Annotated in this window: 15 protein-coding genes; all 15 read left to right on the top strand. The window is 29.2% G+C overall.

Going from position 1 to position 16819, the window contains the following annotated elements:
• The first annotated feature begins 107 nt into the window (after positions 1-107).
• Entirely contained in the window at positions 108-1043 is a 936-nt protein-coding gene (locus tag GXK56_RS26550; protein WP_160693168.1) for a sugar ABC transporter permease, read from the top strand.
• Complete coding sequence (locus tag GXK56_RS26545; RefSeq protein WP_160693166.1) at positions 1043-1882, top strand: carbohydrate ABC transporter permease; 840 nt, start codon at positions 1043-1045, stop codon at positions 1880-1882. Before GXK56_RS26550 ends, GXK56_RS26545 begins: the two co-directional genes overlap by 1 nt.
• Before the next feature lie 45 nt (positions 1883-1927).
• On the top strand, positions 1928-4021 hold the full coding sequence (locus GXK56_RS26540; protein ID WP_160693164.1) for an alpha-glucuronidase family glycosyl hydrolase: 2094 nt from the start codon (positions 1928-1930) through the stop codon (positions 4019-4021).
• Positions 4022-4428: 407 nt separating this feature from the next.
• Positions 4429-4962 carry a GrpB family protein gene (locus GXK56_RS26535; RefSeq protein WP_160693162.1) on the top strand — a complete coding sequence of 178 codons (534 nt, stop codon included), beginning with the start codon at positions 4429-4431 and terminating at the stop codon, positions 4960-4962.
• A gap of 81 nt (positions 4963-5043) precedes the next feature.
• Complete coding sequence (locus tag GXK56_RS26530) at positions 5044-5607, top strand: GNAT family N-acetyltransferase (RefSeq protein WP_160693160.1); 564 nt, start codon at positions 5044-5046, stop codon at positions 5605-5607.
• Between the two features lie 93 nt (positions 5608-5700).
• Entirely contained in the window at positions 5701-6423 is a 723-nt protein-coding gene (locus tag GXK56_RS26525; RefSeq protein ID WP_160693158.1) for a hypothetical protein, read from the top strand.
• 71 nt (positions 6424-6494) lie between these two features.
• Positions 6495-7106 (top strand): AAA family ATPase, encoded by a 612-nt coding sequence (locus tag GXK56_RS26520; RefSeq protein ID WP_160693156.1) that lies wholly within the window; start codon positions 6495-6497, stop codon positions 7104-7106.
• Between the two features lie 147 nt (positions 7107-7253).
• Positions 7254-7814, top strand: coding sequence for a GNAT family protein (locus tag GXK56_RS26515; RefSeq protein ID WP_160693154.1), 561 nt, complete (start codon positions 7254-7256; stop codon positions 7812-7814).
• A gap of 75 nt (positions 7815-7889) precedes the next feature.
• Complete coding sequence (locus tag GXK56_RS26510) at positions 7890-8735, top strand: metallophosphoesterase family protein (protein ID WP_160693152.1); 846 nt, start codon at positions 7890-7892, stop codon at positions 8733-8735.
• A gap of 113 nt (positions 8736-8848) precedes the next feature.
• Positions 8849-9679, top strand: coding sequence for a sugar phosphate isomerase/epimerase family protein (locus tag GXK56_RS26505; protein WP_160693150.1), 831 nt, complete (start codon positions 8849-8851; stop codon positions 9677-9679).
• A 41-nt stretch (positions 9680-9720) separates the two neighbouring features.
• Positions 9721-10281 (top strand): thymidylate synthase ThyX, encoded by a 561-nt coding sequence (locus GXK56_RS26500; protein WP_160693148.1) that lies wholly within the window; start codon positions 9721-9723, stop codon positions 10279-10281.
• A gap of 48 nt (positions 10282-10329) precedes the next feature.
• On the top strand, positions 10330-11220 hold the full coding sequence (locus tag GXK56_RS26495) for a sugar phosphate isomerase/epimerase (protein ID WP_160693146.1): 891 nt from the start codon (positions 10330-10332) through the stop codon (positions 11218-11220).
• Between the two features lie 31 nt (positions 11221-11251).
• Positions 11252-12343 carry a phosphotransferase gene (locus GXK56_RS26490; RefSeq protein WP_160693144.1) on the top strand — a complete coding sequence of 364 codons (1092 nt, stop codon included), beginning with the start codon at positions 11252-11254 and terminating at the stop codon, positions 12341-12343.
• 74 nt (positions 12344-12417) lie between these two features.
• On the top strand, positions 12418-13029 hold the full coding sequence (locus tag GXK56_RS26485; RefSeq protein WP_160693142.1) for a hypothetical protein: 612 nt from the start codon (positions 12418-12420) through the stop codon (positions 13027-13029).
• 31 nt (positions 13030-13060) lie between these two features.
• Positions 13061-16507, top strand: a complete 3447-nt coding sequence (locus GXK56_RS26480; RefSeq protein WP_160693140.1) for a glycoside hydrolase family 2 TIM barrel-domain containing protein — start codon at positions 13061-13063, stop codon at positions 16505-16507.
• Positions 16508-16819: the final 312 nt, after the last annotated feature.

Below are 16819 nucleotides of genomic sequence, written 5' to 3'. Positions count from 1 at the left end.
CAAAGGAATGGCTTATTTATTTTTTACAGATTCTATTTATTCAACAACCTAATAAATAATTAGCAATTGTAGTAGATTAATTTAAAGTAAAGGTAGGAGGTTTTTACGTGGAACAAAATACAGCTATTAGTTTAAAGAAAAGTCGTACTCATAAAAGAAGTAAGACATTAAAAAAATATACAGGATTACTATACATAGCTCCATGGCTATTAGGTTTTCTTGGTTTTCAACTATATCCTTTGATTTCATCATTTTATTATTCTTTTACAAATTTAAGCTTAGGTGGGACACCTAAATTTGTTGGTTTAGATAATTACATACGTATGTTTACAGTAGATCCAGAGTTCTGGAAATCCTTGAGTGTGACAATAATATATGTATTTACATCAGTGCCTGCAAAATTAGTATTTGCATTGCTTATTGCAATGATATTAAACTCAAAATTAAAATTTATAAATGCTTTTAGAACTATATATTATATTCCATCTATACTTGGAGGAAGTGTAGCAGTATCTGTATTATGGCGTTTCTTATTTATGAAGGAAGGTACAATAAATAAGCTTTTATCTGCATTCTCATTACCAGCTCTTGATTGGATAGGAAGTCCTAGTTTAGCACTATTTACAATAGATATTCTTACTGTTTGGCAATTTGGCTCTTCAATGGTGTTGTTTCTTGCAGGCTTGAAACAGATACCAGCAGAACTATATGAGGCTGGAATAATGGATGGAGCATCAAAGGTTAGGATGTTCTTTACAATTACTATACCAATGTTAACACCAATAGTATTTTTCAATGTTATTATGCAATTAGTTGGAGCATTCCAGGAGTTTACATCAGCCTTTGTAATTACTGGTGGAGGACCTATGCAGTCAACTTATTTATATGGAATGAAGTTGTATTTAGAAGCCTTTAGGTACTTTAAAATGGGATATGCTTCTGCTTTATCTTGGGTTTTATTTATAATAATATTATTTTTCACAGCAATAGTATTTAAAAGTTCAAGAAAATGGGTTTATTATGATGATGGAGGCGAGTTTTAGTGAAAAAAAAATCAAGAAGTACGATTTTAAGATATGTAATTTTAGTTGTAGTAGGAATAGTTATGATTTATCCAGTTGTATGGCTTTTCTTTGCCTCATTTAAAAGTAATGATGAATTATTTGGTTCAGCAGCATTACTTCCTAAAGCATTTACGTGGGATTCATATATTGAAGGCTGGAAGGGAACTGGACAATATGGTTACAGCACATTCTTTCTTAACACAATAAAACTTGTTATACCAACTGTAGTGTTTACGGTTATTTCAAGTGCTGTGGTAGCTTATGGTTTTGCAAGATTTAAATTTCCATTTAAGAAGATATTATTTGCACTTATGATATCTACGCTTATGCTGCCAAATGCTGTAGTTATCATTCCTAAATATATGTTGTTTAGAGATTTAGGCTGGATTGACAGCTATAATCCATTTATTGTACCTGCAATTTTTGCTGGATATCCATTTTTCATCTTTATGTTAGTTCAGTTTTTCAGAGGTGTACCAAGAGAATTAGATGAGGCAGCAACCATTGATGGTTGTAATTCATTTACTATATTTTTAAGGATTATGCTGCCACTAAGTAAACCAGCGTTATTTTCCGCAGGAATATTTCAATTTATGTGGACTTGGAACGATTTCTTTAATTCACTAGTTTATATTAACAGTGTTAGTAAGTTAACTTTACCTTTAGCACTTAGAATATCACTGGATGCATCAGCAGCAGTCAACTGGAATCAGATAATGGCTATGGCATTGGTAAGTATATTACCTTGTATATTAATATTCTTCTTTGCTCAAAAGCATTTTGTAGAAGGAATTGCTACAACAGGAATGAAGGGTTAACAGGTTAGCGTATAATTTGTAAAAGGAAAGATGAGTTGAAATAATATGATAAATAAGAAAAGTAAACTATATTCTAGTTGGTTAAGTCATAGTAATATTGAAAATAGTAAATATAAAGAATACCTTAAAAGTATTTTAATTTCACACAAAAGTGAAATTATAGAATCTGCATTATCAGAACTAAAAAGAGCCTTTGAACAAATTGGAAGCATTAAAGAAGCTCAAGTTGTTTATGAAAATGAAAAAGATATTAAGGATACTAAGTATATAAAGTTAGTGAAGATAAATGATGATAGACTAATTAATGATGGATATGAAATAAAACATGATGAAAATAATGATTGCATAATTGTTTCAGCTAAGAATGATAGTGGTATTCTTTATGGAGTATTTGGATTATTACGTTTATTTGAACAAAATAAACAAATCGAAGGAATAGAAATTATAGATAATCCAAAGAAAGAGATTAGAATGATAAATCATTGGGATAATCTTGATGGAACAATTGAGCGTGGATTTGCAGGGGCATCTGTACTATTTGAAAGTTGCCGTAACAAAGATATTATGAAAGAAGTTATGGATGTTATAGGAGGTATAACAGCAACTAATAATGCATTAAGAAAAGCATTTGCTGATGACTATGAAGTAGCATCTGACTTAGAAAGAATTAATGACTATGCAAGAATGCTTTCTTCTGTTGGAATCAATGGAGCAATAATAAACAATACTAATGTTCATGAAGCAGAAACTCATTTAATGGATAGCAAAATTAATATTGTAAAAACTATTAATGATATATTTAATAAATGGGGAATTAAAACTTATTTGAGCATAAATTTTGCAGCTCCAATTACCTTAAAGGATTTAGATACTTCAGATCCATTAGATGAAAAAGTAAAAGAATGGTGGAAGAAAAAAGTTGAATATATGTATAGCGTAGTTCCAAACCTAGGTGGTTTTATGGTAAAGGCAGATTCAGAAGGAAGACCAGGACCATTTACTTATGGACGTAATCATGCTGATGGAGCAAACATGCTTGGAGAAGTACTAGCACCATATGGAGGTCTATTAATATGGAGATGCTTTGTATATAACTGTAAACAAGATTGGAGAGACCATTCAATAGATAGAGCTAAAGCAGCTTATGATTGTTTTAAACCATTAGATGGACAATTTTTAGATAATGTATATCTTCAAATTAAAAATGGTCCATTGGACTTCCAAGTTAGAGAACCAGTATCACCATTATTTGGAGCAATGGATAAAACTAATAAATTATTGGAACTTCAAATAACTCAAGAATATACAGGGCAACAAAAACATGTATGCTATTTAATTCCTATGTGGAAGGAAATTTTAAACACTCAAACTTATGCAAATGGTAATAGTGAAAGCAAAGTAGCTAAAAGAGTAAGTGGAATAGATGCAATAGTTAATGTAGGTAATGATGAAAATTGGACAGGACATTTCTTGGCGCAAGTAAATCTTTATGGTTATGGAAGACTTGCATGGAATAGTGAAATTACAAGCGAAGAAGTTGCAGAGGAATGGATTAACCTTACTTTCGGAAATAACCAAACAGTTATGAAAAATGTAATGGAAATATTAATGAATTCTTGGGAAGCATATGAAAATTATACTTCACCACTTGGTATAGGCTGGATGGTATCTACTGGCAATCACTATGAACCAGATGTAGATGGATATGAGTTTTCACCTTGGGGAACATATAATAGAGCAGATTGCAGAGGAATTGGAATTGACCGTACTGTAGAAAGTGGTACAGGATATTCAGGACAATATAATGAACCTCTAAAAAGTCAATATAACAATGTAGAAACTTGTCCAGATGAATTACTATTATTTTTCCACCATGTTCCTTATACACATGTATTAAAATCAGGTAAAACAGTAATTCAACATATTTATGATACACATTTTGAAGGTTTTGAAGCAGTAGAAGGATTTGTTCATAAATGGACAGAACTAAAAGGAAGTATAGATGAAAATGTATATGAACATGTACTTGATCGCCTTAATATACAATTAGATAGTGCTAGAGATTGGAGAGATCAAATTAATACTTATTTTTATAGAATGTCTGGAATACAAGATAATAAAGGTAGAATAATTTATTAAAACAGATTTTATAGAGATATTGCAATTTAAATAATATATTATTGCAGTGAATTTAAAGGTAATTTTGAACATTGACTAAAAACCCTGGAAAAATCTAGAAATTAGATTTTTCTAGGGTTTTATATTATATAAAGCAAGTTTATTATTATTTAAAAATTATTTTTGTGAAAACTTATATTTTCTTGACGGAGGCAACAGTATTAGTTTATTTATTATTTAAATAAGATATTATTTTTTCCTATAAAGTTAAAATGTAAAAATTTATATAAGTACTATAATTATATATGTTTTATTGTTGGTTAATATTTGGTAAAATATACTGAATTAGTATATTGCTTTATCTAAATTAAATTATAAAAATATTAGTATAAAATTTTTTTCAGTTTGAAGCAGGAAGGAAAAATAATATGATAGGATTATCTAAAAATTCGGTTGAGCTATACGCTCATTCTGAGGAATGGAGTATATTATTTGAAAAAGAAAAAATAAATATTTGTAACTGTATCAAAGAATATATTGTTGATATTCAACATGTTGGAAGTACTTCAATACGAGGCATATATGCTAAACCTATAATAGATATTGTAGTAGGAATAGAACATTTTGATGATGGATTTAAATTAATAGATGACATAGAGTCTATAGGATATCATTTTAAAGGTTCTTTGGGAAAGAGCAATAGATTTTTCTTTTGGAAAGGTAACGAAACTAATAACACCCATAATCTTCATATTGTAAAATATGGAGATAAAAACTGGGATAATTTAATTTTATTTAGAGATTTTATAAATAACCATTCTGATTATAGGGATAAATATTGTAGGTTAAAATTGGATTTAGCCAATAAGTATAAAGATAATAGACATGAATATACAAGTAGAAAGACTGAATTTATTCTTGATGTAATTCAATTAGCAAAACAAGAAATTCATAAGGATTAGCTTTAAAATATATATTATAAAATTCAATGTTAAGATATATAGTATTGCAAAAATAAATTATTTATATTAGGTGGTGGGAAGATGGATATAACTATTGATATTACAAAAACTATTATAGAAACTGATAGAGTGATTTTGAGAGCTTGGCAGAAGGAGGATGTAAATGATTTTTTTGAATATGCCTCAATTCCAGGTGTTGGTGAAATGGCTGGATGGAAGCATCATGATTCAATTGAAGCTACGGAGAAAGTATTAGAGACATTCATTTCAGAAAAAAATGTTTTTGCAATTATAGATAAAGAAAATAATAAAGTAATTGGGTCATTAGGATTACATAAATCATGGGCTAATGATGAAAGTATTTATGCTCATTTTAAGATTAAGGAAATAGGTTATGTTTTATCAAAGGCATATTGGGGAAAAGGGATAATGCCTGAAGTGGTTAAGGCAGTGATTAGATTTTATTTTGATAAAAATATATTAGATGCATTTACAATAGGTCATTTCTCATCTAATAACCAATCCAAAAGAGTTATAGAAAAATGTGGATTTACCTTTGTAGAAGAAAGTGAGTATTTTGCTAAACAACTGGAATTAAAAGTTGATGATATGAAATATATATTGTTAAAAAATAAAAACTTATAATTGTTGAATATTCTACAATAAATTTAATACATAATTTTCATCTATCTTAAACAATTATTAATTTAAAGTGACTAGAAAAGAGGCGATAGCAAAATGAACAATATTGGATTAGTTTGTGTAACACATGATCCAGCTGGAAACAATATTAATCTTGTAAAAAAACTTGGTGCCTTCTTGAATGAAATATATAAAGATATGTTTATAACGGTAAGTGAAGATACAAACAAAGATTTAGTAAATGAAATAAAAAAGAATGGTTTTAACATAAAAATTATTCCAAAGAAAGGTGCTGCGCATGCAAGAAGGGAAGTTTTAAAATTTGGATTGACAGGTTCTAACCAGTATTATCATTATTGTGATTTTGATAGATTACTTACTTGGGCGGATAGGCATGGACAGGAACTGAAAAATACAGCTGTTGAAATACCACAGCATAATTATCTAATCTTAGGAAGATCAAAAAGAGCATTTAACACTCATCCAATTGAATGGATAGAAACTGAAAAAATCACTAATAAAATTTTTTCTTTGGAATTAGGACAAAAAGCTGATGTTACTGCTGGTTCTTGTGGCTTTTCAAGACAATGTGCTCAGTTAATATCAGATAACTCAAAGGATAAAATGACAGATGCTGAATGGCCAATGATAGTACATAGAATAGGTGAGCTGAAAGTGGATTATAAAGCTGTTGAAGGACTTGAATATATAGAAGATGTAAATGGTTATAGAAAACAAAGAGATGAAGCGGAAAAATGGTTTGGTAGAGTGAAGCTTTGTTACATAATTAGTGAATCTGCTATAAACACTGGTAAATAATCAAATAGACATATAATTATATTTAATCAATTAGAAAAAATTTTAAATATTATATAAGAGAGGTATATAGAATGCTTAATTATTGCAGAAATTGTGGACAATATCATGCTGATAAAATCATATCAGAGGATGGGAATACTATGATATGTCCTAATTGCAAGGAAGAACAGCCGTTAAAACGATTACCCTTATTTATAATTAGTGGTGCAAGTGGAGTTGGTAAATCAACTATATCTATTGAATTATATAAAAAGGAAACAGAATATATAGTTTTAGATTCTGATCTTTTATGGTTTGACTTTTTTAATACTTTTGAAGATAACTATAGAACTTATAGAGAAACTTGGCTTCGTTTATGTAAAAATATATCTCAATCAGGAAAGCCAGTTGTTTTATGTGGTTGCTCTACTCCTGAACAATTCGAAAATTGTGTAGAGCGTAGGTACTTTTCAGAAATCCATTATTTAGCTTGCGTATGCGATTCGGATTTACTTGAAAAAAGGTTAAGACAAGGAAGAAATGTAAATGATGAGAATTGGATACAGGATTCTATTTCGTTTAATCAATGGTTAAAAGATAATGCAGATAAAACAGAACCTAATATTATGTTATTAGATACATCTAATAAATCTGTTGAAGAAGCAGCTAAATGTGTAGGTGAATGGATTAGGGAAAGATTATAGAAATTATGTTTTTTATGAAAATATTATATAAAAATAGGATTATCACAAAAATATAAAGGTTTGATAAATGGCAATATATCAAATATTTTTTAACATAATAGTAAATTGTAATGAATTAACTGTTGTTTTTTTTATGGGGGAATAAAAATGTTAACACATAAGGGTACACAACCTTTGGAAACAGAAAGGCTTTTATTACGTAAATTTAATAAAAATGATGCAGTATATATGTATAAGAATTGGGCGACTGATAGTGAAGTATGTAAATTCTTAAGTTGGGATCCACATAGGGATTTAAGGGAAACTAAGCAGTTAGTTGAAAGTTGGATAAACGCCTATAGTCCCAATTGTTATTATTGGGCAATTGAGTTAAAAGATATTGGAGAAATAATTGGCTCAATTTCTATAATGGGAATAAGTGAAAAATACAATTCATGTATGGTTGGATATAATATAGGAAGATTATTTTGGGGCAAAGGAGTTATGACGGAAGCATTAATGGCTGTTATAAACTATTTGTTTAAAGAGATTGGTATGAATAGGATAGAAGGTAGACATAACATCCTCAATCCTGCATCAGGAAGAGTAATGCAAAAATCAGGAATGACACTTGAAGGAATATTGCGACAGGCCAAAATCAATAAAAAGAATGGAGAATTCTATGACTTAGCAGTATATTCAATATTGAAGTCTGATTTAAAAGTATAATATGGTAAAGTCAAATGAAACTGTTTTCTAAAAGGAGTAGTAGTTAATAATGAAATAAAAATAGGTGGTGAAATAATGAAAATTGCTGTTTTATCAGATATACATGGAAATCTGACAGCGTTAAACGCGGTACTTAATGATATTACAAATTTGGGAGTTAGCAAGTATATAATTGCTGGTGATCATATTGGCGATTGTCCAGAGCCTAATGAAGTATTAGATAAAGTTAAAAAGCTTAATGCATATATTATAAAGGGAAATAGAGAAGAATATGTAATAAATTATCATAAAGGAATGCGTGAGGAATGGAATAAGCATAAACAAATGGCAAGTGTTGTATGGACACATAATGCCATAGATAAAGATAATATAAAATATATTGAAGAATTACCAGAACAATTAAGTATTTCATTACCACAAATGGATACTATACGAGTAGTACATGGATCACCATTTGCTATGCGAGAAGACCTTTTTCCAGATAAGTATCCAGAAAGGTTAGAAAAAGCATTAAATGCTATAAAAGAATCAGTTTTGATTTGTGGACATACTCATGAATCATGGAGTAAAGTTTCACATAATAAGTTGGTAGTTAATCCAGGCTCTGTTGGAGTTCCCTTTAATAAAAGTAAATGTGCAGAATATGCTGTATTATCATGGGAAGATAATAAATGGACAGTTTCACATCATAAAGTAAAATATGATTTTAAGGAATTAGAAGATGTATTTTATGAAAGTGGAATATTAAAAAGTAGCAGTGCTTGGTCAAGGATAACGCTTCAAAGTATAAAAGAAGGCAAAGACTTTGTAATGGATTTTATTAGATATGCTTATAATTTGGCTGAAAAGAACGGATTTAGCAATTTAGAATTGGTGCCTAATTGTATATGGGATAAGGCAGAAGAACTTTGGTTTAAATAGAAGTTAGAATAAGATGTTTTTAAATGTACATAGTAAATTATTGTGCAATGGAGAGGTATCAAAATGAAATATTTTAGTAGCAGCTTTCAATAATAATAAAGGAGGAATTAGTTTTGAGAAAAATACAAGGGGTTTTTTGTTCAACGGGGGCTATAACACACTATCCTAATTTTCCAGATTATAAAACAATATTGGAAAATGGACATAAATTAGATGCTGATGGGCTTGAATTAATAATGTATCCTAATTGGTACAACAAAATTGATAGTATTACTCATAAGTTAAGCATAAGTAAACTTAAATTTCCGGTAGTACATGCAGATAAGGATATAGGTCCTCTTATAACTGAATTAAATACTACAGATTATTATAAAGGAATGGATATATTAAAATTAAATTGTCAGGTGGCTAAAGAACTCAATACAAAACTTATGGTATTGCATCTTTGGGGAATGCCAATATCAGATGATAAATTTGAGAACAATATAATTGCTTTTGAAAAATGTTTAGAAATTGCTGAAGCATATGGAATTTGCATAGCAGTAGAAACTTTACCATGTAGACAGTCTAATCCCATTAACAATTTAAAAAAACTTATAGAAAAGTATCCACAAACTAAAGTTGTTTTAGATCTTAGAATGCTTTCATATCATGATTTATTGTGGACAACTCTTGAAACAAAATGGCTATGGGAAAAAGCATATGTTGCACATATGCATATTAATGATTATAGGGGAAAACCATATTCAACAGAAAGCTTAAAGAACTGTCTATTTCCAGGTGATGGAGATATAGATTTTCCACGTTTCTTCAACATGATAAAAACATTAAATTATAAGGGAACATTAACTCTTGAATGTGCTTCACTTTCAGCAGAAGGTATACCTGATTATAATGTAATAAATAATAGTTTGAATTATTTAAGAGAGAATACTATTATTTAATTTTGTATATTACGAAAATTTAAAGTAAAAGGAGCTTAATTATGAAGGTAAAGTTTTTAGGGAAAAGAGGTTCATGGAGAGATGTAGCAGATTCTGCAAGAACTACAATAAATAAAGAAGCAGGTGAAAAAGAACCATCTTCAAATTGGAAAAGGAGAATGTTGTTATGTGAGCATTCTCCTATTAGACAATTATTTATAAAATGCAAGTGGTATGAATTAAAATCTTGGGTATCTGTACATTTTGTGAGGCATAAATTTGGAATAGAACATTGGGTTAGAACACAAAGAGAGGATAGAACAGGTATAAACAGAGATGAACTTCCACAAGGAAGCTTTGTTGAACATGAATTTATTGCAACAACTCAAGCAATGATAAATATATCTAGAAAAAGATTATGTAACCAAGCCTCTGAAGAAACGAGGAATGCATGGAAAGAAGTACTCAATTCTATAAAAGATGAAGAACCAGAATTATATAATGTTTGTGTGCCTGACTGCATATATAGAGGTTGGTGTTATGAGTTCAAATCTTGTGGGTATCATAAAACAGAAGCTTTTAAAGAAAGATTAAGAATATATAGAGATGACATTAATAAATAAAAATTTATACAGGCTACTAGATAGAAAGTGGTAATGGAGCTGGAGAAAATGAAAAATTTTATGATTGGAATGTATGGTAAATACGATGAGGTTAAATTTAATAGAGATTTTAGAGAAAATTTTTATGGAATAGAAGCATGCCTTTTGAGAAATGAAGAAGATGTAGAAAAGTTAATAAAAAATACTGAAAGAAATAGAATTAGATTTGGAATACACTTTCCTTTAAGGTATGGAATTTCAAGATTGAGAGATCAGCAATTTTTATCATTAGATGAAGGCATAAGAAACAATGCTTATAAATGTATTGAAGAGGAATTAGAGTATATTAAAAATAAGGGAATGAAACCAGAATATATATTATTTCATTACCCCAAGCCAGTTATATTAGAAGAGAATTTTAATATGGATAACTGGAGATTTGCAGATAAAAGTGAATATGTATATGAAAAAGATTATTCATTTAATGAATTTAAGAAATATAGTGAAAAACTTTTTAGCTGGTTGTCAGAAAAAAGTTTTGAATATAATTTCATTCCTGTACTGGAATTTGATGCATTAAATAAGTACGTTTTAAATGATGATTTTCTTGAAACCTTATTAGAAAAATATAAAAGAGTAAGAATATGTTTGGATACAGGCAGACTTCATTTGCAAAATAGAATTGATTTAAATTTTGATGAAAAAGAAATCATCAAAAAATATGCAAAATATACAGAAGTAGTACATTTATGGAATGTTAAAGTGCTTAGCAATTTAGAAAATAGCCATTTCCCAGCACTACCTAATTTAAAAGAAGAAGATGGATGGGCTCCTATTGAAGAATATTTAAAAATTATCACAAAGGAAAATCCTAATGTAAAAGTTATGTTTGAACATAGGTCTGATTTAATTAGTGATGAAGAATTAGAAAAATGCTATTCATGGATTAGTAAAATATGATGATTTTTTTTACGAATGGAGTTGATATAAATTGGATATTCAAATATATGACAATATTATGAAAAGCCAACCAATAATAGATACACAATACCTTACAAATATTTTGGGACTGAACCAAACTCAATTAATATCTAATATAGAAATTTGTGACATAATAGAATCCAACACTGCACTAACTATAAAATTTAGGATTTTAATTAAAGAAAATGGTCATAGGGATTTAATAAGGCAATTTTTTATTAAGACTATAAAATATAACTCTCAAAATCATGCTTATGATGAGTTAAGTATAAAAGAAGTGGAGTTTTATAAGTTTATACAGAATTTAAAAGATATAAAACTGCCAATAGCACAATGCTTTGATGCATATATATCTGAGGATAAATCCAAATATCTTTTGTTATTGGAGGATTTGTCAAATGAATTCAGCCCATCAGGAAAAGTTGATTTTACATCAGAAAATGTATGGATTTCAGCAGCTTTTAGTTTGGCAAAATTTCATGCTACTTTTTGGAACTTACATCAAATTGATTCAAACAGTTTGCTGATGGATACTATGGAAGATGTGAATTCGTACATAAAAAATACATATGAAAGTTATGACAAATTTATAAATTATGTTGAAAATCGTTTTGATGCTGAAACCTTCACTATTTTTGAGCATGCATTAAAAATTTCAGTTGGACTTGAAACTGAGAGATATAAACGTATTTGTAGCAAAAATAATATTACATTAATACATGGGGATTCACATATCTATAATTATATGTTTTCACATGATCAAGATAAAGCTCCAATTATTGTTGACTTTCAATTTTGGGGAGTAGGAATTGGTGCTAGAGACATGGCACATTTAACTAGGGTGTCTTTTCCTGAAAATTTTAGTGAAGAATTTCATCAATTACTAGTTAGAAAATATTATGAAGAGCTTTTAGCACATGGAGTACAGGGATATACATGGGATACTTGCTGGAATGACTATCGAAAGCAGGTAGCATCTATGCTATTAATTCCAATGATTCAATATGCGTTTTTTAATTTGAAATACGAGGATTGGATCAATGATATTTCAAGTTTAATTTCGAATTATAGAATACTTCATTGCGAGGAGATAGAAATATAAAATATATAGAATATAAATAAAAAAATACTTTTATTTATTGAGTAGTTAAATTAAAAGAATGGGGAGAAGTGCTGATGAATGAGTTGAAAATAGAAATACCATTCACATTAAATAATAAAGTAGGAACAGTAGAAGTTTCATATGAAGAAAATATGAGTGTTAATAAATCAGGATTTGATTTGCTAAAAGGGTTACCATTTGATGTGGAAATGTGCAAGGGTTATCCAACAATGAAGGCATATATAAAAGATTATGAAGGAACAGGCTACTATAACTCAAGTGCTTGGATACAAATAATAACAGATAAATATTATTTATCGTTAACAGAGAATGTGCCTTGCAAAGTATTATCAGAGGTAGATATCAATGATAATATGCGTAATTTAGGTGTACCTTTTTTTGCTTTTGGTTATCCAGCAGAAATTTATGATGCACCATGTAACAATCTTGGAGGTTACGCTAAATTAGAGTGGATTGCCGATACATTTTTAGTTACACAGCCAAGTAGAATTAATGATGATACAATCTCATATATAGCTGGATTTAGATGGGGATATGAAGAGTGGGACGCTGAAGGAAAACGTAATGTTAGGATAGTACCAATAGAGATTACAGATTGTTCTATATGGAAACAATATCTACCAATGCTAAAAGACCAGTTTGCTTGTTGGAAATTTAATAAGTAAGAGAACTTTATATAGAAAGAGAGTATACAGTATGAATAATAAGATTTTATTTAATGATAGCTGGGAATTTGCTAAAAGTAAAGTAGAAGAAATCAATATTAATGATTTAAAGTTTGAACCAGTAGATATCCCACATGACTGGCTTATTTACAATACGTTAGATTTATACGAAAACAGTATAGGCTGGTATCGCAAGAAGTTCAAGTATAGTAAAGAGGAAAAACGAGTTTTACTTTATTTTGATGGAGTCTATATGAATTCTTCCATTTATGTAAATGGTCAATTTATTGGAGAATGGAAATATGGTTATTCGTCTTTTGAATATGAGATAACGAAAGCATTAATTAATGGAGATAATGAAATCATTGTAAAGGTCATACATGAAAGTCCTAACAGTAGATGGTATTCAGGGGCTGGTATATATAGAAATGTGTGGCTCAAGACAAGGGATGAGAATCATATTGTTACAGATGGAACTTATGTGACAATGAAAGAAAACAATAATAGCTGGGAAGTAGAAATTGATACGGATTTGAATATTGCTAAAGAAGCTAAGCTTGCACATATTCTTATGTATAAGGATATGATTATATCTGAAACTTTCGAGGAATTTGGTGAAATAAAGAAAGATATAGTAATTAGTAAGCAAAAATTATTTGTAGAAAAACCAAGATTATGGGATATAGAGGAACCTAATCTTTATAAATTGATAACTGAACTATATATAGTTGAAGATAATGAAGTGTCAAAAAAAGAATACAAAAAAATAGAAACAATAGAACAAAATATTGGATTTAGAAAAATAATATTAGATTCTAATGAAGGCTTAAAATTAAACGGAAAGAAATTAAAGATAAATGGAGTTTGCGAACATCATGATTTAGGAGCATTAGGAGCTGCTTTTAATAAAACTGCTCTAAAGAGAAGATTTGAAATATTAAAAGAAATGGGAGTTAATGCTATAAGAACAGCACATAATATGCCTGCACCAGAGCTAATGGACTTAGCAGATGAAATGGGTATTCTCATACTTTCAGAAGCTTTTGATATGTGGGAAAGGTCAAAAACTACTTATGATTATGCTAGATTTTTTAAGGAGTGGGCACTTAAAGATGTAGAGAGCTGGATAAAAAGAGATAGAAATCATCCAAGTCTTTTAATGTGGAGTATAGGAAATGAAATTTATGATACTCATGCTGATGAAAGAGGACAAGAAATAACAAAAATGCTAATGGATTATGTAAGAAAGTATGATTCAAAGGAAAATGCCTCAATTACTATTGGCTCTAATTTTATGCCATGGGAAAACGCTCAAAAATGCGCTGACATTGTGAAATTTGCAGGATACAATTATGCAGAAAAATATTATAAAAAGCATCATGAAGAGCATCCAGATTGGATTATTTATGGAAGTGAAACAGCATCAGTAGTTCAAAGTAGAGGGATTTATCATTTCCCTTTTGAAAAATCAATTTTAGCAGATGATGATGAACAATGTTCTGTGCTTGGAAATAGTTCGACAAGCTGGGGAGCAAAATCAGCAGAAGCTTGTATTATTGCAGACAGAGATACTCCATTTTCTTTAGGCCAATTTATTTGGACAGGCTTTGATTATATAGGAGAGCCAACACCTTATCACACAAAGAACTCATATTTTGGACAAATTGATACTGCTACCTTTAAAAAGGATTCTTATTATATTTATCAAGCAGAGTGGACAGATTACAAAGTAAAGCCAATGGTACATATATTTCCTTATTGGGATTTTAATATAGGACAAATTATTGATGTAAGGGTATGTTCTAATGCACCTAAAATTGAGTTATATTTAAATGAAAAATTGGTAGGAACTTTTAATATTGATCATGAACATGGAAATGAATTAGTAGGTGTATGGAAAGTACCTTACGAACCAGGTGAAATAAAGGCAATAGCTTATGATGAAACAGGCAAAGTTATAGCAATAGATTCAAAAAAATCATTTGGAGATGCAAAGGAAATTTGTTTACAGCCAGATAAAGAAAAGCTCATTGCAAATGGTGAAGATTTAATTTTTGTTGAAATCACAATGAAAGATGTAGATGGAAATATTGTAGAAAATGCTTCAAATAGAGTAAAAGTTCAAGTTACTGGAGCAGGTCGTCTTCTTGGACTTGATAATGGAGATAGTACTGATTATGACCAATATAAAGGAAGGTCTAGAAGATTATTTAGTGGAAAATTAATAGCAATTATAGGCGCAACTTTAAATGCGGGAAAAATAAAAATAAAGGTTTCTTCAGTTGGTTTAGAAAGTGAAACTATGGAATTTGAAGCAGTTGAAGCAAAAGATGAAATATTAGATGGAATTTCTGCTTTCATGGAGAATAATAATATGCCATGCATTATGGGAAATATAGAAGAAATACCTGTACGAAAGGTTGAAATAATAAGTTTTTCAGGACATGTATTTAATCAAGAAAAAAGAGAGGTAAGATTAAGTGCAATAGTTCATCCCAAAGATGCTTCTTATAAAGAAGTGGAATGGAGTGTTGTAAATGATGTTGGAATTGTTTCAAATATTGCAAAAATAGAAGCTCTTGATAATGAAGCAAAGGTAACTGCTCTAGGAGATGGTGAATTTAGAGTCCGTTGTACCAGTAAAAATGGCACTGATAAAACAAAAATTATATCAGAGCTTGAATTTAAAGCAATTGGATTGGGAGCAGCTTATAAAGATCCATATGGATTTATATCAGCTGGACTTTATGATTATAGTAAAGGTGAAGTAGGAAATGGAAATGAAAGAGGAATAGCCACAAGCAGAGATGGTGAAACTCAAGTAGGTTTTTATGATATTGATTTTGGAGATTATGGATCGGATATTATTACAATTCCAATATTTGCGTTATCAAGTGAAGAATATTCAATGCAAATTTGGGAAGGAATACCTGATAAAGAGGAGAGTACATTATTAGCAGATGTAATTTATCAAAAAGAATCTATATGGAATGTTTATCAGGAAGAAACTTATAAGTTATCAAAAAGACTTAAGGGAATTACTTCAATTTTCTTTGTACTTCGTGATAAGGTTCATATAAAAGGCTTTTATTTTGAAAGAAAAAATAAAGCTTTTGAAAGAAATTTAGCAGTAGAATGTACTCATATTTATGGAGATACTTTTGAAATAAAAGAAGGAAGTGTTGAAGGAATTGGCAATAATGTATCATTAGAATATGAAAATATGGATTTTGGTGATGAAGGTGCAGCTAAACTCATTATACGAGGAAGATCACCAATAGATAAAAATACTATTAACATTCAATTTGCCAACGAGGAAGGACAAAGTAAACAAATTGTTGAGTTTGTTCAATTAAAGGAAGATTATGAAGAACAGTGTTTTGATTTAGAGCAGATAATAGGTAAACAAAAAGTAACTTTTATATTTCTTCCTGGATGTAATTTTGATTTTGAATGGTTCCGTTTTGAAAGAGAGTAAGAGGATATATTAAATATAAAAAATACGTTGTTGAAGAAATAAATTCTTTGATAACGTATTTTTTTACAAAATTATTGCATAGAACCTTTTAATAAAAAAGATACAAAATTTAATATAAGGGAACAATTCTTATAGATACAAATTTGTGTTTAACTCTTATAAATAGAGACATTCAATATAAATAAACATACAAATAATAGTATTTAGAGATATGACAATATTTAAATAACGTGATATAATCGGTATGGTCTTATATTTTGAATCTGTTAAGCTGTTATGAAAAAATAGCTTGATTATTCATAGAATTACTCG

This window comes from Clostridium sp. C2-6-12 (assembly GCF_009928485.1).
Classification (GTDB): domain Bacteria; phylum Bacillota; class Clostridia; order Clostridiales; family Clostridiaceae; genus Clostridium.
This window is presented reverse-complemented; position numbering and strand designations above follow the sequence as displayed.

What these genes read in the sequence shown, in the direction of transcription:
- GXK56_RS26520 (WP_160693156.1), top strand. Translation starts at nt 6,495, where the DNA reads ATGCTTAATTATTGCAGAAATTGTGGACAATATCATGCTGATAAAATC.
- GXK56_RS26535 (WP_160693162.1), top strand. Translation starts at nt 4,429, where the DNA reads ATGATAGGATTATCTAAAAATTCGGTTGAGCTATACGCTCATTCTGAG.
- GXK56_RS26480 (WP_160693140.1), top strand. Translation starts at nt 13,061, where the DNA reads ATGAATAATAAGATTTTATTTAATGATAGCTGGGAATTTGCTAAAAGT.
- GXK56_RS26495 (WP_160693146.1), top strand. Translation starts at nt 10,330, where the DNA reads ATGAAAAATTTTATGATTGGAATGTATGGTAAATACGATGAGGTTAAA.
- GXK56_RS26525 (WP_160693158.1), top strand. Translation starts at nt 5,701, where the DNA reads ATGAACAATATTGGATTAGTTTGTGTAACACATGATCCAGCTGGAAAC.
- GXK56_RS26510 (WP_160693152.1), top strand. Translation starts at nt 7,890, where the DNA reads ATGAAAATTGCTGTTTTATCAGATATACATGGAAATCTGACAGCGTTA.
- GXK56_RS26530 (WP_160693160.1), top strand. Translation starts at nt 5,044, where the DNA reads ATGGATATAACTATTGATATTACAAAAACTATTATAGAAACTGATAGA.
- GXK56_RS26485 (WP_160693142.1), top strand. Translation starts at nt 12,418, where the DNA reads ATGAATGAGTTGAAAATAGAAATACCATTCACATTAAATAATAAAGTA.
- GXK56_RS26500 (WP_160693148.1), top strand. Translation starts at nt 9,721, where the DNA reads ATGAAGGTAAAGTTTTTAGGGAAAAGAGGTTCATGGAGAGATGTAGCA.
- GXK56_RS26515 (WP_160693154.1), top strand. Translation starts at nt 7,254, where the DNA reads ATGTTAACACATAAGGGTACACAACCTTTGGAAACAGAAAGGCTTTTA.
- GXK56_RS26540 (WP_160693164.1), top strand. Translation starts at nt 1,928, where the DNA reads ATGATAAATAAGAAAAGTAAACTATATTCTAGTTGGTTAAGTCATAGT.